This is a genomic window from Croceibacterium mercuriale (assembly GCF_000802385.1).
Taxonomy (GTDB): domain Bacteria; phylum Pseudomonadota; class Alphaproteobacteria; order Sphingomonadales; family Sphingomonadaceae; genus Croceibacterium; species Croceibacterium mercuriale.
This window is the reverse complement of sequence record NZ_JTDN01000001.1, coordinates 270035-286957: the sequence shown is the minus strand read 5'-3', so window position 1 is coordinate 286957 and position 16923 is coordinate 270035. Positions and strand designations below refer to the sequence as shown.

General features: G+C 64.0%; 21 protein-coding genes and 1 pseudogene. 9 read left to right on the top strand and 13 right to left on the bottom strand.

Annotation, left to right across the window (positions count from 1 at the left end):
* Position 1: 1 nt before the first annotated feature.
* The 11 genes from PK98_RS01365 to hisB are packed head-to-tail and all read right to left on the bottom strand — an operon-like array spanning position 2 to position 7008.
* Positions 2-454, bottom strand: a complete 453-nt coding sequence (locus PK98_RS01365) for an ExbD/TolR family protein (RefSeq protein WP_039093717.1) — start codon at positions 452-454, stop codon at positions 2-4.
* Positions 454-1161, bottom strand: a complete 708-nt coding sequence (gene tolQ / locus PK98_RS01360; RefSeq protein WP_039093715.1) for a protein TolQ — start codon at positions 1159-1161, stop codon at positions 454-456. Before tolQ ends, PK98_RS01365 begins: the two co-directional genes overlap by 1 nt.
* Positions 1158-1646 (bottom strand): YbgC/FadM family acyl-CoA thioesterase, encoded by a 489-nt coding sequence (locus tag PK98_RS01355; RefSeq protein ID WP_039093713.1) that lies wholly within the window; start codon positions 1644-1646, stop codon positions 1158-1160. Before PK98_RS01355 ends, tolQ begins: the two co-directional genes overlap by 4 nt.
* 3 nt (positions 1647-1649) lie before the next feature.
* Positions 1650-2027: a histidine triad nucleotide-binding protein gene (locus PK98_RS01350; RefSeq protein WP_039093710.1), complete on the bottom strand. Its 378-nt coding sequence runs from the start codon at positions 2025-2027 to the stop codon at positions 1650-1652.
* Positions 2027-2344 (bottom strand): phosphoribosyl-ATP diphosphatase, encoded by a 318-nt coding sequence (locus tag PK98_RS01345; RefSeq protein ID WP_039093708.1) that lies wholly within the window; start codon positions 2342-2344, stop codon positions 2027-2029. Before PK98_RS01345 ends, PK98_RS01350 begins: the two co-directional genes overlap by 1 nt.
* Positions 2344-3105, bottom strand: coding sequence for an imidazole glycerol phosphate synthase subunit HisF (hisF, locus tag PK98_RS01340; protein WP_039093706.1), 762 nt, complete (start codon positions 3103-3105; stop codon positions 2344-2346). The genes PK98_RS01345 and hisF overlap by 1 nt, the downstream gene beginning before the upstream one ends.
* A complete protein-coding gene (gene hisA / locus PK98_RS01335; RefSeq protein WP_039093704.1) occupies positions 3102-3830 on the bottom strand; it encodes a 1-(5-phosphoribosyl)-5-[(5-phosphoribosylamino)methylideneamino]imidazole-4-carboxamide isomerase in 729 nt (242 codons plus the stop codon). Before hisA ends, hisF begins: the two co-directional genes overlap by 4 nt.
* 29 nt (positions 3831-3859) lie before the next feature.
* Entirely contained in the window at positions 3860-4990 is a 1131-nt protein-coding gene (locus PK98_RS01330; protein ID WP_039093702.1) for a glycoside hydrolase family 130 protein, read from the bottom strand.
* The gene (locus tag PK98_RS01325) at positions 4987-5757 is read right to left on the bottom strand and encodes an SDR family oxidoreductase (RefSeq protein ID WP_039093700.1); all 771 of its coding nucleotides are present in this window, start codon (positions 5755-5757) and stop codon (positions 4987-4989) included. Before PK98_RS01325 ends, PK98_RS01330 begins: the two co-directional genes overlap by 4 nt.
* Positions 5758-5792: 35 nt before the next feature.
* Positions 5793-6422 carry an imidazole glycerol phosphate synthase subunit HisH gene (gene hisH, locus PK98_RS01320; RefSeq protein ID WP_039093698.1) on the bottom strand — a complete coding sequence of 210 codons (630 nt, stop codon included), beginning with the start codon at positions 6420-6422 and terminating at the stop codon, positions 5793-5795.
* On the bottom strand, positions 6415-7008 hold the full coding sequence (gene hisB, locus PK98_RS01315; protein ID WP_039093696.1) for an imidazoleglycerol-phosphate dehydratase HisB: 594 nt from the start codon (positions 7006-7008) through the stop codon (positions 6415-6417). The genes hisH and hisB overlap by 8 nt, the downstream gene beginning before the upstream one ends.
* 84 nt (positions 7009-7092) lie before the next feature.
* Here hisB and PK98_RS01310 point away from each other — a divergent pair, with 84 nt between their 5' ends.
* The 7 genes from PK98_RS01310 (at position 7093) to PK98_RS01280 (ending at position 10964) form a co-directional block, all read left to right on the top strand.
* Positions 7093-7602, top strand: coding sequence for an SspB family protein (locus tag PK98_RS01310; RefSeq protein WP_039093694.1), 510 nt, complete (start codon positions 7093-7095; stop codon positions 7600-7602).
* A 49-nt stretch (positions 7603-7651) separates the two neighbouring features.
* Positions 7652-8134: a hypothetical protein gene (locus PK98_RS01305; protein WP_052207853.1), complete on the top strand. Its 483-nt coding sequence runs from the start codon at positions 7652-7654 to the stop codon at positions 8132-8134.
* Between the two features lie 60 nt (positions 8135-8194).
* Positions 8195-8872, top strand: coding sequence for a guanylate kinase (gmk, locus tag PK98_RS01300; protein ID WP_052207851.1), 678 nt, complete (start codon positions 8195-8197; stop codon positions 8870-8872).
* A 60-nt stretch (positions 8873-8932) separates the two neighbouring features.
* Positions 8933-9772 (top strand): 2,3,4,5-tetrahydropyridine-2,6-dicarboxylate N-succinyltransferase, encoded by an 840-nt coding sequence (dapD, locus tag PK98_RS01295; protein ID WP_039093692.1) that lies wholly within the window; start codon positions 8933-8935, stop codon positions 9770-9772.
* 98 nt (positions 9773-9870) lie between these two features.
* A complete protein-coding gene (locus tag PK98_RS17145; protein ID WP_039093690.1) occupies positions 9871-10188 on the top strand; it encodes a hypothetical protein in 318 nt (105 codons plus the stop codon).
* A 13-nt stretch (positions 10189-10201) separates the two neighbouring features.
* A complete protein-coding gene (locus PK98_RS01285) occupies positions 10202-10543 on the top strand; it encodes a DUF3140 domain-containing protein (protein ID WP_039093688.1) in 342 nt (113 codons plus the stop codon).
* The gene (locus tag PK98_RS01280; protein ID WP_039093686.1) at positions 10536-10964 is read left to right on the top strand and encodes a DUF1810 domain-containing protein; all 429 of its coding nucleotides are present in this window, start codon (positions 10536-10538) and stop codon (positions 10962-10964) included. Before PK98_RS01285 ends, PK98_RS01280 begins: the two co-directional genes overlap by 8 nt.
* Here the strand turns inward: PK98_RS01280 and PK98_RS01275 are convergent.
* Both PK98_RS01275 and PK98_RS01270 read right to left on the bottom strand, forming a co-directional pair.
* Positions 10961-12292: a dipeptidase gene (locus PK98_RS01275; RefSeq protein WP_039093684.1), complete on the bottom strand. Its 1332-nt coding sequence runs from the start codon at positions 12290-12292 to the stop codon at positions 10961-10963. The two genes, PK98_RS01280 and PK98_RS01275, sit on opposite strands and share 4 nt — an antisense overlap.
* Positions 12289-12855 (bottom strand): annotated as a pseudogene (locus PK98_RS01270) (DUF72 domain-containing protein); the annotation flags it as partial. The gene PK98_RS01275 and the pseudogene PK98_RS01270, both read right to left, overlap by 4 nt.
* Positions 12856-13287: 432 nt before the next feature.
* Here PK98_RS01270 and PK98_RS16620 point away from each other — a divergent pair.
* Positions 13288-14559 carry a tyrosine-type recombinase/integrase gene (locus PK98_RS16620; protein ID WP_152608502.1) on the top strand — a complete coding sequence of 424 codons (1272 nt, stop codon included), beginning with the start codon at positions 13288-13290 and terminating at the stop codon, positions 14557-14559.
* Positions 14556-16625 carry a hypothetical protein gene (locus PK98_RS16615; protein WP_152608501.1) on the top strand — a complete coding sequence of 690 codons (2070 nt, stop codon included), beginning with the start codon at positions 14556-14558 and terminating at the stop codon, positions 16623-16625. The genes PK98_RS16620 and PK98_RS16615 overlap by 4 nt, the downstream gene beginning before the upstream one ends.
* The last annotated feature ends 298 nt before the right edge of the window (positions 16626-16923 follow it).

Genomic DNA, 16923 nt, shown 5'->3' with positions numbered 1-16923 from the left:
GCTATGGAGCAGTGGCTGAACCGTTGGTGACCAGCGAGATGGAATTGAACCCGGCCCGGTTCAACTCACCCATCACCGCCACCACCCGGCCGTAATCCAGCGCCCGATCCGCGCGCAGGGTCACCAGCGGCGGTTCCGCACCGCTGCGGGCGGCGAGGGATTCGAGTGCGGCCGGCAGGCCACCTTCGGGCACCTGCCCGTCATCGATGAAGATGAAACCCTCACTGTCGATCGACACGGCGACGCTCTCCGGATCCTGGTCGGCCGGTGCGGCCCGGCTGTCGGGCAGCTCCACCGGTACCGCGCTCTGAAGCAGCGGCGCGGTGACCATGAAGATGATCAGCAGCACCAGCATGACGTCGACCAGCGGCGTCACGTTGATCTCCGCCACGGCAGCCCGCCGGCGCGATCGCCCGCGGCCCCGTCCGCCGCCCGATGCGACACCCATTGCCATCAGCCGCGCTCCAGCTCGCGGCCGATCTGCGCCGCCACCTTGTCGGCGAAGCGCTGCATCCGCGCCTCGTACCCGTTCACCCGGTGGCTGAAGCGGTTGTAGGCGATCACCGCCGGAATGGCCGCGAACAGACCGATGGCAGTGGCGAACAGCGCCTCCGAAATGCCCGGGGCGACGACCGCCAGCGAAGAGTTCTGCTGCGATCCGATCTGGAAGAAGCTGTTCATGATGCCCCAGACGGTGCCGAACAGGCCCACGAAGGGGGCGACGGAACCGGTGGTCGCCAGGAAGTTCAGCCGGTCCGCCAGCGTGTCCGCCTCGGCCGAGACCTGCCCTTCCATCGCGAGCGCGACACGGCCGCGCACACCGGCGGCATCGCGCACGCCATCGGCCGTGGAGGCATCCAGTTCCGCGATGCCGGCGCCGGCGACGCGGGCGAAGGGCGTGTCATGCCGTGACTTGCTGCCCACCAGCCGGGCGGGATCCTCGGCGTCCCAGAACGCCCGCTCGAAATCGGTGGACGCGCGACCGGTCTTGGCCATGCGCAGGGAGAAGCTGACGATGATGGTCCACACCCAGATGCTCGCCAGCACCAGCCCGGCGATCACCAGCTGGACCACGATGTCGGCATCCGCGAACAGCTGCACCGGGTCGAGCCTGGTCGGTGCGGCGGTGGTGGCGCTGGCAGCCAGCAGGGAGACGATCATGGAGATTCCTCGGACGCAATGAAAGACTGGAAGGCGGCCCGCCACGCGGCGGGCTGGCGGGTCGGGCGACCGCCGGGACCGACAAAGCCGACACGCACCTGCGCCTCCGCCAGCATCGGACCCTCGCCCATGCCACGGTCCCTGCCCTCGTCAAGCTGAAGGACAGCTTGCTGGATCAGCCGAACACTGGCCGCGCCGACCTGCTCCGCACGGGTGCGGATCAGCACGGCATCGTCCAGCCGGGCGGGCGCGAGATAGCGGATCGACAGCTCCGACACGGCATAGGTGCCCGTACCGTCCTCTGCCGCGGCGCGCTGGTCTACGCCCAGCAGGCGCAGCAGGTCCGACCGCGCGCGTTCGCACCAGCGCAGGTAATTGGCGTGGTAGGCGATGCCGGACAGGTCGGTGTCCTCGTAATAGACCCGGAGCGCGAACAGGTGGGTCGTACCCTGCAGGATACCCGTCGCCGGGCGCGGTGCCGCCATCGCTCAGGCGGCAATCATGCGGCCGAGCGGCATGCCGCCGAACAGGTGGACATGCAGATGGGCCACTTCCTGCCCGCCATCGCCGCCGATATTGGCCAGCAGGCGATAGCCCGGCTCCACCAGGTCCAGCTGCCGCGCCACCGTGCCCACCGCGCGTACGAAGCCGGCGATCAGCTCGGCCGGCGCATGGGCGGAGAAGTCGTCCCAGCTGACGTAACCGCCCTTGGGCACCACCAGCACATGCACCGGCGTCTGCGGGGCGATGTCATGGAACGCCAGCGCGTGATCATCCTCGTACACCTTGTTGCACGGGATCTCCCCGCGCAGGATCCTGGCGAAGATGTTCTGGTCATCGTACGGCAGGGTCGGGTCGATCGGCATCAGGCTCCCCTTGCGGCTTTCTCGACAAGGCCGGACACGCCCTCGCGCCGGTTCAGCTCCGCCAGCACGTCGTCGAACGGTACGCCGCGTTCGGCCAGCAGCACCATCAGGTGAAACAGCAGGTCGGCGCTTTCGCCCACCAGCTTGTCCGGTTCTGCCAGGGCGGCAATCACCACCTCGACCGCTTCCTCGCCCAGCTTGCGCGCGGCCAGCGGCGCACCGCCGGCGAGCAGCTTCGCCACGTACGACGAGTCAGGCGCAGCCCCGCGACGTGCGGCGATGGTGGCTTCGAGCCGGGCGAGCGTATCCGTCCCCATCAGCTGCGCGCCGGCAGGCCGGCTGCACGCAGGGCGGCATGCGCCTCCGACACGCTGTGCGTGCCGAAATGGAAGATGGAGGCGGCCAGCACCGCGCTGGCGCCGCCCCTGGTGACGCCTTCGACCAGATGCTCCAGCGTGCCCACGCCGCCGCTGGCAACCACCGGCACGCTCACCCGGTCGGCAATCGCGCGGGTCAGTTCGAGGTCGTAGCCGCCCTTGGTGCCGTCGCCGTCCATGCTGGTCACCAGCAACTCGCCAGCGCCCAGCTCCGCCAGGCGCATGGCATGGTCGACCGCGTCGATGCCGGTCGCGCGCCGGCCGCCATGGGTAAAGATCTCCCACCGGCCATCGCCGCTCCGCCGTGCATCGACCGATGCGACCACGCACTGGCTGCCGAACCGCTGCGCAATGTCGGCCACCAGCTCGGGCCGCTCCACTGCGGCGGAGTTCACCGCCACCTTGTCTGCCCCTGCCAACAGCAGTGCGCGGGCATCCTCCGCCGAACGGACGCCGCCGCCCACGGTCAGCGGCATGAAGCACACAGCGGCCGTGCGGCTGACGATGTCGAGCAGCGTGCCGCGCCCTTCATGCGTGGCGGAAATGTCCAGGAAGCACAGCTCGTCCGCGCCCGCCGCATCATAGGCACGCGCCTGCTCCACCGGATCGCCGGCATCCTGCAGGTCGACGAAGTTGACGCCCTTCACCACGCGGCCATCGGCCACGTCCAGGCAGGGGATCACGCGGATACGGACGGTCATGCCGGTTCTGCCACCTTCAGCGCCTCTGCCAAGTCCAGCCGGCCATCATACAATGCCCGCCCGGTGATGACGCCCTCGATCCCGTCTGCCACATGCGCGGCCAGCGCGTGGATGTCGCCGATGTCGGCAACGCCGCCGCTGGCGATCACCGGGATCGACACGGCCCGCGCCAATGCCACGGTCGCCTCGACATTGCAGCCCTTCAGCAGGCCGTCACGGCCGATATCGGTGAACAGCAGCGCGGCGACGCCGGCATCCTCGAACCGGCGAGCGAGGTCGGTGGCGGGCACGTCGCTGACCGCCGCCCAGCCTTCGGTCGCCACCATCCCGTCACGGGCATCGACCGCCACCACGATGCGGCCGGCATGCGCCGCCGCCATCTGCCTGACGAACTCCGGATCCTTCAGCGCCGCGGTGCCCATCACCACGCGGGCGACGCCCAGCGCCAGCCAACCCTCGACCGCGGCCGCATCGCGGATGCCGCCGCCCAGCTGGACCTGCCCGGGAAAGGCACGCAGGATTCCCTCCACGGCCGTGCGGTTCTCCGCCCGGCCGGCGAAGCTGCCATCCAGGTCTACCACATGCAGGTGGGTGGCACCGGCATCGGCGAACAGGCGCGCCTGCGCGGCCGGATCGTCGCCATAGATGGTGGCACGGTCCATGTCGCCTTCGGCCAGGCGGACGACCTGACTGGACTTGAGGTCGATTGCGGGAAACACGATCATGGCGTCGCGGTTAACATCCCCTGCCCGGTTCAGGAAGCCACGAAGGCATCGCGTGGCACATGCGTGATGCGGCAGGCCAGATCCGCCTCGCCACTCGCCACGATGAAACGGTCCGGCTCCTCCACGATGCCGGTCGTGAACACCACGTCCTGCACATACATCTGCTCGCGCAACGGCTCGGTCAGCGCCGGGTTCGCCTCCAGCAGCGGCGGATGACTGGTGGCCAGCACATTCCATGGTTCATCCGGATCCAGCAGCGACCAGTAGGTGCGGTACTTGCCGACGATGCCGGACGGCTCCACCCCGTGCCACAGCGTCAGCCAGCCGCGCTGCCCTGCAACTTCGGTCAAGACCGGCGGAGTGCCGCCGCCGATGCGGGCGGTGCTGACGGTGCCGGCATGCGGGCGGATGCCCGGCTGCAGATGGGGCTGCCAGTGCCGCGCGTCGGGGCTGGTCGAATGATTGATGGACGGGCCGGCATGGTAGGGGCTGCCCGGCGGATAGGCGAAGTACAGGTCGCCCAGCGGCCGGGTCTGTGCCCAGAACTTGCCGCCGATCAGCCCTTCGAAGATCAGCATGTCCTTGTTCTGGTGATCCAGCACGATCCCCTCGAACGTCCAGTCCAGCGCATTGTCGGAGGAGTACAGCGTGGTGGAATGCCGTTCGGGGCTGACCGAGCAGGTGGTCATCCACCATTTGTCCCCTACCCGGCTGATCCGCGCATCCTCCACGCCATAGCACTGCCAGTTGCCGGCCGGGGCGATGACCTTGTCATAATGGAGCGCCACGACCTGCGTCCCGTCCGCCGACAGCTCCACCGGCAGCAGCCAGCTGAGCGACGTCAGCGCCATTACCTTCCAGCCATGTTCGCGCAGCAGGAACTTGCGAGGATCGGCCGTATCCGCCTGGCCCAGCGGCCAGGCGTCCAGCACATAGGCCCCGTCCTGCCAGCGGATCGCATGGACATGCCCGTCGAAGATCGGCTCGCGCAGCGCCTCCGCCACGCGCACCATCAGCAGCAGATTGCCGTCGGGCAGCCGCGTCATGCCGGGATTGAACGCCCCCAGCACATAGGTTTCCACCCCGATGCCGGCGAGCGGCGACCGGGCCAGGTCGATCTGGTCGGGTGTCAGGACCAGGCTGTCGAAGGAGAAGCTCATTCCTCGTTATTGCGCGGCACCAGGATCAGTTCCTGCACCACGGTCCGGCTTGGCTGGGTCAGCATGAAGTGCACGCCCGCCGCGATGTCCTCGGCCAGCAGCATGTTGTCCTCGCCGATGCGCCGCTGCTGGTCCTCGTCGCTCATGCTGTCCGTCGTCATGGCGCTGGCGGTCAGCCCGGGGATCACCAGCCCGACCTTGATCCCCTGCGGGCCGACCTCCCGCCGCAACGCCTCGGCAAAACCGTGGATGCCCGCCTTGATCCCGGCATAGACGGTGGAGGATGGCCCCAGCTTGCGGGTGGCATAGGATCCGGTGAAGATGATGTCGCCGCCCGCCGCCTGCATCTGCCGGACGGCCTTGTGCGCACCCAGCAGGTACCCGGTAAAGTTGATCTCGATCGCGTCGCGCACTTCCTGCTCGCTCATGGCGGTCAGCCCGACCGCCGGCACCGCCGCGTTGAGGATGGCGATGTCATAGCTGCCCAGCTGCGCTGTACCTTCGGCGAAGAACCGGTCTAGCTCGCCTGATCTTGCCAGATCGCAGGTCATGCCATGACCGCTGCCGACGGTGTTGAGCTGCTCCAGCGTCTCGGCGAGGTCGGCTTCATTGCGCCCGCAGGTGAACACCGTGGCGCCTTCACTGGCCAGCAGCACGGCGACCGCCCGGCCGATCCCGGTGGTGCCGCCGGTGATGATCGCCTTGCGCCCGTTCAAGGCGCGTCGGGCAGTATGAACATCAGCGATATGCGGGTCGGCCTCGGCCATCCGGGTCTCCTTTGCACCGGAGACGGCGGGCAGCCTCACGGGTTCCAGTCGAGGAAGCGCGCCAGCAGCTGCAGGCCGTAGGCCTGGCTTTTCTCCGGATGGAACTGCACGCCCACGATATTGTCCTTGCCCACGGCGGCTACCAGGCCGCCGCCATGGTCGGTCATCGCGGCGATGCGCCGGCCATCATCGGGCTGGAAGTGGTAGGAGTGGAGGAAATAGGCCTCGCCGCCGCGGATCAGCTCCGCCCCGTCATGGTGGCCCGCCGGCTCCACATCGTTCCAGCCCATGTGCGGCACCTTGATGGCGGGATCGCTCCGCTCGATCCGCTGGACCGCGCCATCGATCCAGCCGAGACCCGGCGTCACGCCATGCTCGTGGCCTTCGGTCGCCAGCAGCTGCATGCCGACGCAGATCCCCAGGAACGGCACGCCGTCGTCCAGCACGCGGCTTTCCATCGCTTCCACCAGGCCGGGAATGGCGCGCAATCCTTCGGCACAGGCGCGGAAAGAGCCGACGCCCGGCAGCACGATCCGGCGCGCGCCGCGCACCAGCGCGGGATCGGCGGTCACGGCGACATGCTCCGCCCCGGCCGCCTTCAGCGCATTGTGCACCGAATGCAGGTTGCCCGCGCCGTAATCGATCAGGGCGATCGCCTCAGCCACCCAGCTGCCCCTTGGTGGACGGGATGGCGCCGTTCTTGCGCGGGTCCAGCTCCACCGCCTGGCGCATGGCGCGCGCGAAGCCCTTGAAGATGGCTTCGCAGATGTGGTGGTTGTTGGTGCCGTACAGCAGTTCGACATGCAGGGTGATGCCGGCCGCCTGCGCCACCGAGTGGAACCAGTGGTCGATCAGTTCGGTATCCAGCGTGCCCAGCTTCACCTGCGTGAACCCCGCATGCCACACCAGCCAGGGGCGGCCGGAGATGTCCAGCGCCACCCGCACCAGCGTCTCGTCCATCGGGGAGTAGGCGGTGCCATATCGGCCGATGCCACCCTTGTCGCCCAGCGCCTGTCCGATCGCCTGGCCCAGCGCGATGCCGCTGTCTTCCGCCGTATGATGCTCGTCCACATGCAGGTCGCCATCGACCTTCAGCGTCACGTCGATCAGCGAGTGACGGCTGAACTGTTCGATCATGTGGTCCAGGAAACCGATGCCGGTGTGGATGTCGAACCGGCCGGTACCGTCCAGATCGACTTCGACAAGGATATCGGTTTCCGCGGTCCTGCGGGCAATTCGGCCGGTGCGCATGCGGCTGGCTATAGCCCGGCCTGTCGCAGGCGCAAGCATTGGCGCTTGACCCCGGGCACCGGCGCCGCCACCTAGCGCCCTGCCATGAGCGACACGACACCCGATAGCCTGATCCCCTATGACGAGATCGTGCAGGAAGCCCTGCGTGCAGTGGTGGGCCGCGTGCTCGGATCGGTGGAGCGGGGCGGCGGCGCGCTGCCGGGCAACCACCACTTCTACATCACGTTCAAGACGGCGGCGCCGGGCGTGTCGATCCCCAAGCATCTGTCGGAACGTTTCCCCGACGAGATGACGATCGTCCTGCAGAACAAGTTCTGGGACCTGAACGTCGGCCCCGACGGCTTCTCCATCGGGCTGACCTTCAGCGGGATCCCGGCCAAGCTGCAGATCCCGTTCAGCGCCATTACCGCGTTTGTCGATCCGGCGGTCGATTTCGGCCTGCAGTTCCAGGCAGCCGAAGCGGAGCCGGCGCAGCACGATGCCGCCGGCAATGATGGCACGGCCGGCGATGCGGAACGCGGCGATGATGCCGGCGTTGCTGCCAAGGATGACGGATCGAACGTCGTCACGGTCGATTTCGGTCGCAAGAAATAGGTTTCCGGCGCGTTCGACCGCTGCCGGGCAGCAGGGGTGAACGGGGCACATGAGCATGTTTTCGACGCAACGCGGCCTGCGGCGGCGCAGCGCACGCAAGGTCACCCGGGTGGCGCATCGCGTGAGCGACACGGCACATCGCGCGGGCAACAAGGTCACCGCCGGCGCGCGGAAGGTGCCCGGCCCCAGCCCGAACCCCGCGACCAACCTGCTGATCGCCGATATCTTCCTGCAAGGTGCCACGCTGCTGTTCCGGCAGACCATGCAGAAGGGAATGTTGCGGCTGCGCTTCGATGCGGACCGGGCGAAGGACATCGTAAAGGGACGCACCCTGATGCAGAGCGCGATCTCCTACGCTGCCGGCAGCATGGCGACGAAGTCCATCCCGGGATTCCTGGTCGTGAGTACGGGCCTGGTCGCCAAGTCGATCGTCGATCGCGCCATGGGCTCGCGCAAGGCGGGTGCCGAAGGTACCCGCGACCTGCTGGAACAGGCGGAAAATGCACCGGACGACAGCACGGGACGGGGCTGATCGGCCGGCGCGTGTCAGCCTGCCCTTGATCCCGCCCCCCTCCATGCGCCATGTGCGCGCATGGACCCGGCCCCCATCGCCCCGCCCCAGCCTGCTTCCGCCGACTTTGCGCCGCTGACGGTGCCGCGGCGCGGGCTGATGTTCATCCTGTCCTCGCCCTCGGGCGCGGGCAAGACGACAATCGCCCGCAAGCTGCTGGAGGTGGATGGCGGCCTGGACCTGTCCGTCTCCGTCACCACCCGGCCCATGCGCCCGGGCGAGGTGGACGGGCGCGACTACTATTTCACCGATCGCGCCAGCTTTACCCGGATGGAAGCCGCCGGCGCTTTCCTGGAATGGGCGGAGGTGTTCGGCAACTGCTACGCCACCCCGCACGCGCACATCACCGAAGGGCTGGCACAAGGGCGGGACTTCCTGTTCGACATTGACTGGCAGGGCGCGCAGCAGCTGCGCACCCGCATGGGGCCGGATGTCGTCTCCGTGTTCCTGCTGCCGCCCGACATCGCCACGCTGGAGACGCGCCTGCGCGGCCGCGGCACGGATGGCGAGGCGGTCATCAACGGCCGCATGGCGCGCGCCCGGGCGGAGATCAGCCATTGGGACGCCTACGACTACGTTGTGGTCAATGACGATATCGACGGCTGCTTCGCCACCGTGCGCACCGTGCTACAGGCGGAGCGTCTGCGCCGTACGCGCCAGATCGGCCTGAGCGATTTCACCGCCCGCCTGATGCGCTGATGCTTGCTCCTGCCGGGCGGAGCGGTTAGCCGCGCCTGCAATACCCAACGGGAGCCTGCCATGTCCGCCGACCTTGCCACCGCCATCGCCGCCGCCTGGGACGATCGCGCCAGTGTCACGCCCGCCAGTGGCGACGTGCGCAATGTCGTGGAACGCGCGCTGGCCCTGCTCGACAGTGGCGAGGCGCGCGTGGCGGAGCCCGACGGTACCGGTGGCTGGCGGGTCAACCAGTGGCTGAAGCAGGCAGTGCTGCTGTCCTTCCGTCTCAACGAGAATCAGGGCATCCCTGCCGGTGCGGGCGGAGCGCCCGCCTATGACAAGGTGCCCAGCAAGTTTGCCGGATGGACCGATGCCCGCTTCGCCGAGGCCGGCTTCCGGGTGGTGCCGGGCGCCGTCGCCCGCCGTGGCAGCTTCATCGGTAAGGGCGTGGTGCTCATGCCGTCCTTCGTGAACATCGGCGCCTATGTCGGCGAAGGCACGATGGTCGATACCTGGGCGACCGTCGGCTCCTGTGCGCAGATCGGCCGCAACGTGCACATCTCCGGCGGTGCAGGCATCGGCGGCGTGCTGGAGCCGCTGCAGGCCGAACCCGTCATCATCGGCGATGGCGCGTTCATCGGCGCCCGGTCCGAAGTGGCCGAGGGCGTGCGCGTCGGCGAAGGCGCGGTGCTGTCGATGGGCGTCTATCTCGGCGCCTCCACCAGGATCATCGATCGTGCCACGGGCGAAATCCATCGCGGCGCGGTGCCGCCCTATGCGGTGGTGGTGCCTGGCAGCCTGCCCGGCAAGCCGCTGCCCGATGGCACACCCGGCCCGTCGCTGTACTGCGCCGTCATCGTCAAGACAGTGGACGCGCAGACCCGCGCCAAGACCGGCATCAACGAATTGCTGCGGGACTGACGCACGGGGCTTACCCACCCGGCAGGAACCATCCGCTCGGCTGAGCCGTAGCTTGCGTGCCGTTCATGAACGGGCGGCATGGGCAAGGAGGCGGTGCAATGGTGGGCGATCCCAATACGCAAGACGGCGGGGCGCATCTGGATACGACGGAAGCGCGTGCGGGCAGCACATCGGGCACGGTACGCCGGGTCCTGATCCTCGGCACCCTGGCCGCGATCATCCTGCTGAGCGCCGTGTGGATCTTCGGTGCTGCTACCTCCAATGATGACACGCACGAAGCCACCGCGTCCGAGCGTGTCGCCGATTCTGAGGCCGCCGCGCAGGAGAACGATGACACGGATGGGCTGGTCGGCATGGACAGCGACGCTGCCAGCTTCGGCTCCGAAGGCACCAGCCGCCGCCTGCAGGAAAATTGAGCGGAGCCGCGACATGGATCAGGATGAGCGGGACTTGGCCTACGCTGAATTTGGCAAGTGCGTGAACATGACGCCGGCCGAGCTGGAGCGCTGGCTCGACACGGATGAATCACTTTCCGTCGGCGATACGCACGGTGATGGCGAAAGCACCGGGCACAAGTCTGGCAGACGGATCATAGAGCTGCGCCATACGAAGAAGGCCGACCTGTCGGATGACGATTATGCGCACATGCGCAAGGTCGTCGGCTATGTGCATCGTCACTTGGCCCAGCGGCCCGATGGCGACATCGCCGGTACCAACTGGCGCTACTCGCTGATGAACTGGGGCCATGATCCGCTGAAGAATCATGGCTGACACCGGCCTGCAGCGCTTCGTCAGCGCGCAGGACAGCACCTACGTACAGGCGCTGGCGGAGGTGCGCGCCGGCGACAAGACGAGCCACTGGATGTGGTTCGTGTTCCCCCAGCTTGCTGGCCTCGGCCGCAGCCCGACCGCACAGTTCTACGGGATAGCGGACCGGGCAGAAGCCTGCGCCTATCTCGCGCACTCCGTGCTCGGTCTACGCCTGCGCGAGATCACCGGCGCCATGCTCGCATGGGCAGGCCGCCGCAGCGCCACCGCGATCCTGGGGTCCGTGGATGCGCTGAAGTTCCGCAGTTCCATGACCCTGTTCGAAGCGGTTGCCGAGGATCCCGCCCTGTTCGCACAGGCGCTGGATGGTTTTTGTGACGGGCAGCGCGATCCTTTGACGGTGCGGCTGCTCGCCACCGCCTAGGCAGGATCCTCCACCGGCGTTTCCAGCGGCAGATCGCCTGCATGATCCGCGCCATAGGCCTCGGCCCGCTGCAGCACGCGCATCATGTTGCGGCTGCTGATCTTCTCCAGATCCTCCTGGCTGTACCCGCGTCGCGCCAGTTCGGTGAACAGGGCAGGATAGCCGGCGACGTCTTCCATGCCGACCGGGCCGCTCGGCATGCCGTCATAATCGCCACCGATGCCGATATGGTCGATGCCGGCAACGTTGCGGATATGATCCACATGGTCGGCCATGTCGGCGATGGTCGCCTGCGCCGGCGGGTTGATCTTGAGCCATTCGGTCAGGCCGGCATCCACCTGGTCCGCCGCATCGGGATACAGCGCCTCCAGCCGGGTCACTTCCGCGGTCTGCCGCGTGTTCCATTCACGCACATTGTTGCTGATGAAGCCCGGCAGCGCCACGACCATCACGATCCCGCCATTCTCCGGCAATCGCTGCAGCACGCTGTCCGGCACGTTGCGCGGGTGGTCTGCCACGGCCCGGGCGCCCGAATGGCTGAAGATCACCGGCGCGCCCTGCTGCGCCCTGATGACATCCAGCGTGTCCAGCATGGTCGCCTCGCTCACATGGCTGAGGTCCACCAGCATGCCGATGCGCTGCATCTCGCGCACCACCAGTTCGCCGAACCCGGTCAGCCCGTCATGCTCGGGGTCCGCCGTGGCGCTGTCCGCCCAGGGCGTATTGCGGTTGTGGGTCAGCGTCAGGTAGCGCGCGCCGAGCGCATACATCTGGCGGATCACCGCCAGGCTGCTGCCGATCGAGTGGCCACCTTCCATGCCCATCAGGCTGGCGATCTTGCCCTGCTGCATCGCCCGGCTCACATCTGCGGAGGTCAGCGCCAGGGCCAGCTCGTCCGGATAGCGGGCGATCAGCCGCCGGGTCACGTCGATCTGCTCCAGCGTGGCGACCACCGCCTCCGGCTCCGGCAGGGCGGCGCTGACATAGACCGACCAGAACTGCGCCCCGACCTTGCCGGCCGCCAGGCGGGGCAGGTCGGTGTGCATGGCGGTTTCCAGCGGCCCCGCCCCCTGTGCCCGCGTATTGCCGAAGTCGAAGTTCAGCAGGACGTTGTTGTACCGGCCGCGCAGCTGCCAGGGCACGTCATTGTGCCCGTCCCACACCGGGGCTGCCTCCAGCGCGGCATCCGCCACCTCCTCCGGCGGGGGTGCCGGCGTCGCCAGCATGTCCAGCGTCAGGCCTTCCGGCCGGCGGATGTCCTGCGCATTGACGGAGGCCGCCATGGTCAGCGCCAGCGCGGTTGCGCCGGTGAGTGCGGCAGATCTCATTGTGTCCCTTTCAGTCGCTCCGCCAGGGCGATCGCCGCGGCGGGCGCACGTTCCTTCGCGCCGTTGATCAGGAAGGCGAACACGTCGCCTCCCGTTGCCGGCTTATCGACCGCTGCGCCCACCATTGGCAAGCCCGGCGGAACATCGCCCTTGGCCCAGGCCCGGCACATGGCAGCAAGCCGCCCGATTTCCGCAGGCGGGTAGCCGGTCGGCTCGTCCGGCCGCATCTCCTGACAGCGCAGATAGGTGAAGCCGGCAGTCCGGTCGGCGATGCGCGGCCGGTCCGGGTTCTCGGACCACACGATCGCCACGTCAGCCGCGCGGGCGATGTCGACGAACGCGGCACAGGCGAAGCTTTCATGCCCCACCTCGATTGCGTGGCGCAGCGGCAGGCCGGCATGTTCGCGCGGCAGCAGCGTCAGGAAGGCGGCAATGTCGTCCGCATCGAAGGTCTTGGTGGTGGCCAGCTGCCAGCAGATCGGCCCGAGCCGGTCGCCCAGTTCGGCGATGCCCTGGTCCATGAACCTGCCGACCGACTCGCCCGCTTCGGCCAGTACCTTGCGGTTGGTGGCATAGGTATAGCTTACCCAAACGGCTTACACGCAGCAAGCATGCCAAGTGCACGTCGAAGCTATTCGCAGGTGAGCTTTGACGCGGACCGATTGGCCGGACGCTGCCCCACCTGGGGTTAAGTCGCCAAGCCCACCTTGAGCGTGCGAGCCGGCAATTTTGGGAGAAGTGGCCGTTTACGGATGACGTTCCCCCCATCCATCGAAATACAGCCATACTATTTACAAGCGACTACATCGCCTTTATATATTAGCGTGAACCTTCGAAGTTATATATACCGGCCTCACCTTCGACGCCAGCTTGCTGGCAAGTAGGCTTTTTTCAAAACGTCATGGAGGCGGTAATGCAGAGTACTGCAGAGAGCGACGTAAGATGCTTTTTCAACGCTGCTTCGACGATTATTTGTAAGACGAGCTAAGCGGTCTTTGGCTTACCTTCTTAGACCAGATAACGATCAGCTTGCTGAAGCGGAGCTAGACGCCTATCATGGCGTACCATTTCTTGTATCCGCAGATTGGACCTACCTGGACCATCAGAATGCTTTCATTCGAGAGCGCGCTGTTGGTTTGTGGAGTTCCTCCGGCCGTTTTCGCAACGAGCTGACGATCGGCGAACGGCTGAGCGAGAATGCCACTCTCGCGTATAGCCATGATCTAAAGAACTTCACATCGTACCTTGAGCGGCGACGCCTGAACTGGCGAACCCTGAACTACCAAGGCCTCATCGACACGTACGATGCTGACATGGGTGCTGGTAAATGGAGCGAAACGGGTAAGCCGCTTGCAGCGGAAACAATCAACCGCAGAATGCGAGTTGCCTGCCAATTCCTTCTCTGGGCAGGCGACCGAGACCATCGGCCGCCTTTTGTCGTTCCGACCGTACCGAGTCGGCGACGCTCCAGCACCACAAGGTTCGCCTTCGACATTGTCGAAAAGCGAGTTGGAAAGCGTCCACTATATTCATCACAACTAAGATTGCCGACTCGGGAAGAGATCAGGTCCTTCATTGAAGAGGTCCGGTGTCGCCACGGCCGAACACGAGCGCTCGCAATCCAGTTTATATTCGAGACGGGAACCCGTAGGCAAGAAACCTCTCTGATCAGAGCAGAACAAATCCCTGATCCAGAATACGTCGAACTTGATCGATTCGGCCGGATTGCAATTTGCTACGGAACAAAAGGCCATCGTACAGTAGGCGATCCATCCTTGGCAGGGAAGCCACGAGCTTTGCGGATAAGGCGTGATTTCCTAGTCGAGTTGCACAACTACAAACAACTTGGTCGGAAGCAAGCCCTAAGGAATTTCGAACAGAAAAACCCCGGCCAGCCATCTCCACCGCAGTTCTTCTTAGATGAAAGTACAGGAAGGCCTCTTTCATCACAAGCAATTTATCGCGCTTGGAAGACCAACTCCAATAACCCTGTCTCTAAACGAAGTCCGCACTCCGGCCGGCATTGCTTCGCGTGCTATCTCCTGCTGGATATCATCGCCGCAGAAGCAGAGAACCTTGGTCTGTCAAAGGGTTACCCGCAATCACATCTTAGAACCCGAGTTGACGATGTGATTACGACGCATATTAGGCCGGTTCTGGGGCACGTATCAGAAACAACAACTGAGCGCTACTTAGATTGGGTAATCGACCAGCTGTGGGTCGTTCCTGCTCGCGTAAACTACTCGCGTCATCTGGATGAGGCATGATGCGCTTACCACCTGAAAGCGCGTCCCCGGGGAGTGCTGTTACTGGCACCTCACCCAATGTCTTGTTGTTCCCAACTCAGGATACTCTTGCCTGGGAGGTGATACCCGACAACGGAACACCGCCTTATACCATGGACCTAAATGAATTTAGCAGCGGCGACCCAAGTACCGCCGTCCGTTCACGCTTCAACCTTATCAGACAGATTGCTCCGGCGATAAGGATACGCTCGCGAGGTCGAGCGATACATTTCAAGTACGATACCGCTTCCAATCTCAGGACACTTTGGCAGTTTCTCGACAGCTTAGCGGAAGCAGTCGGAACGGATATTGATGACCTATCCCTTATCTCCGATGCTATGGGATCCTTACTGAAAACTTGGTTGCTCCGCAAAAAGGAGCTGGCATTGACCACCGCGCGTGCAAACCTCGCGGCACTTCACCTATTGTTGTCTTTGAGCCGCCAGATGGCAGGCATCTCGCAGGACGTATTGCTCTGGCCTACTATTCAGCAAGATCGCGGCACTAAGCACGTTGATGTCGAACCTGAAGCACTCGCTCAGTTGTATCGCTATGCAAAGCAATTACATCGAGGATTTCGTTCAGCTGAATCGGAGGGTCGAGCTCTTTTAGAACAGGCTCACTCAGCAAAAACCACGATTACTTCCGCAAGAGCATGTAAATCCTGCAGCGATGTAGCCTTTCTGGTTAACGCCTTCCTAGTTGATGGACTAGTCGACAGCAGCCTCAACCTTCGACCGTACGCTGGCGCCAACTTTTTCAACCAGGTTATCACACAAGGCCCACTCTACATTCGAGAAGATGATAGACGACCCTTTGATGCTGTACGTTGGTATGCACCAGCATCTGAAGATGCTGCGGCCGCGTTTATTCTAGTACTACTCCACACAGGGTGGAACCCTGAGACTATCTTCAACATCGATATCACCTCTCCTGATAACTGGTACAGTGATCGCCTAAGTGATTCCAATGAACCGAGCACTAAGAGCACTACTGTTGCGATTTATGGCTTCAAAGGGCGATCGGCGAAGGAGCAGATATCGTTCTGCTTGAAAAATCCTTGGGCGCACCCGTTCCAAGTTATCAAATATATGATTCGCCGAACTGAGCCGCTTAGGCGCTCTCTTCGTGAGGAGCTTGAAGCCCTCGAGTCGATCGGCAGTCCAACTCTGCCTCAGCGCCAAAGAAAATCAGAACTGAAGATAATGATTAGATCACCTTGGCTCTACGTTAAGCGCGGCGGTGGATCTCCCCGCGGCGACCTTAGCAGAGTGTCGATGCTGTCAAGTAGGACTATGTACAATTCCTTCAAATCTGTCTGTGAACAGGCTATTGAGCATATTAGCCCAATTATAACAAAGCACAAACGAGAGACTATTGCAACTAGCCTTGAAGATCTGAAGTTAACCGACGTGCGAGATGGTTTTGCTGCGTTCATTTACGATAATAGCTTGTCTAACATTCTACTCCTAAAACATGCGCTTGGTCACGGCAGCATAAAGGTCACCCGCCATTATTTAAGGCAGCGCAGGCAACTCAAGGATCGCTTCTCTCAGTTCACAATTTTTCAAGAGTCATTTTTCGCTGAAGTAAGAGACTTTAATGCAGTAGATTCAACGGTTTTGTTTTTAAGGGTTAGCAGCGGTCAGATTTCGAACGAACAACGTCAACGACTTGCTGACTACCGGCTGCGCACCAGAATGAACATGGGATGCCTGGATCCATACGACCCACCTGACATGTTCTCGAACTCCCGCGGCGGCTACTGTACTGTTCAGAGATGCACGTTGTGCCGGCATGGCGTCGTTTTCGACGATAGCTTCCCGGAGATCGCGATGCGTAAGGCTGAGCTGCTCCACATTAGATCAACGAGCCCCGCCGACAGTTTCGCGAACTCTACGTTCGCGGTGGAGCTTTCGGCAATAGAGATTCTTCTTGAGCAGGTTTTTCCCCTTCTTCAAAATGAGATCGACAACCTGACAAACGAACATTTGCAAAAGCTTCGCGCAGGCGAGATCTTTCTTTTTAATCAATCACCCGCAATTTAAGGGCGCACCTTGATTAACGAGATCATCCAAACACCTGGCCATAGGGACTTTGTCGCCTCTTACTCAGTTGACGTCCTATCTGAGACCTGGACAGTTCCATGGGAGTCTATCTCTGATGTCGAGGTGCTTCCTCAATATACCATGTCGTCGGATATATGGGTCCTGCCGCTCGCCTGGGTAGCGTGGGGTCCACAACGCCGGCTCGGTATGCGCACGATTGACTTCACGAGAAGTCTTCCGACAACGTGGCAGCGAAGCGAGCCACGGGCGGAGTTTGCGCTACGTCGATTGAAGCGAA

Bases quoted from the DNA above. Each gene is read 5' to 3' on its own strand.
- PK98_RS01365 (WP_039093717.1), bottom strand. From the start codon at position 454: ATGGCAATGGGTGTCGCATCGGGCGGCGGACGGGGCCGCGGGCGATCG.
- tolQ (WP_039093715.1), bottom strand. From the start codon at position 1,161: ATGATCGTCTCCCTGCTGGCTGCCAGCGCCACCACCGCCGCACCGACC.
- PK98_RS01355 (WP_039093713.1), bottom strand. From the start codon at position 1,646: ATGGCGGCACCGCGCCCGGCGACGGGTATCCTGCAGGGTACGACCCAC.
- PK98_RS01350 (WP_039093710.1), bottom strand. From the start codon at position 2,027: ATGCCGATCGACCCGACCCTGCCGTACGATGACCAGAACATCTTCGCC.
- PK98_RS01345 (WP_039093708.1), bottom strand. From the start codon at position 2,344: ATGGGGACGGATACGCTCGCCCGGCTCGAAGCCACCATCGCCGCACGT.
- hisF (WP_039093706.1), bottom strand. From the start codon at position 3,105: ATGACCGTCCGTATCCGCGTGATCCCCTGCCTGGACGTGGCCGATGGC.
- hisA (WP_039093704.1), bottom strand. From the start codon at position 3,830: ATGATCGTGTTTCCCGCAATCGACCTCAAGTCCAGTCAGGTCGTCCGC.
- PK98_RS01330 (WP_039093702.1), bottom strand. From the start codon at position 4,990: ATGAGCTTCTCCTTCGACAGCCTGGTCCTGACACCCGACCAGATCGAC.
- PK98_RS01325 (WP_039093700.1), bottom strand. From the start codon at position 5,757: ATGGCCGAGGCCGACCCGCATATCGCTGATGTTCATACTGCCCGACGC.
- hisB (WP_039093696.1), bottom strand. From the start codon at position 7,008: ATGCGCACCGGCCGAATTGCCCGCAGGACCGCGGAAACCGATATCCTT.
- PK98_RS01310 (WP_039093694.1), top strand. From the start codon at position 7,093: ATGAGCGACACGACACCCGATAGCCTGATCCCCTATGACGAGATCGTG.
- PK98_RS01305 (WP_052207853.1), top strand. From the start codon at position 7,652: ATGAGCATGTTTTCGACGCAACGCGGCCTGCGGCGGCGCAGCGCACGC.
- gmk (WP_052207851.1), top strand. From the start codon at position 8,195: ATGGACCCGGCCCCCATCGCCCCGCCCCAGCCTGCTTCCGCCGACTTT.
- dapD (WP_039093692.1), top strand. From the start codon at position 8,933: ATGTCCGCCGACCTTGCCACCGCCATCGCCGCCGCCTGGGACGATCGC.
- PK98_RS17145 (WP_039093690.1), top strand. From the start codon at position 9,871: ATGGTGGGCGATCCCAATACGCAAGACGGCGGGGCGCATCTGGATACG.
- PK98_RS01285 (WP_039093688.1), top strand. From the start codon at position 10,202: ATGGATCAGGATGAGCGGGACTTGGCCTACGCTGAATTTGGCAAGTGC.
- PK98_RS01280 (WP_039093686.1), top strand. From the start codon at position 10,536: ATGGCTGACACCGGCCTGCAGCGCTTCGTCAGCGCGCAGGACAGCACC.
- PK98_RS01275 (WP_039093684.1), bottom strand. From the start codon at position 12,292: ATGAGATCTGCCGCACTCACCGGCGCAACCGCGCTGGCGCTGACCATG.
- PK98_RS16615 (WP_152608501.1), top strand. From the start codon at position 14,556: ATGATGCGCTTACCACCTGAAAGCGCGTCCCCGGGGAGTGCTGTTACT.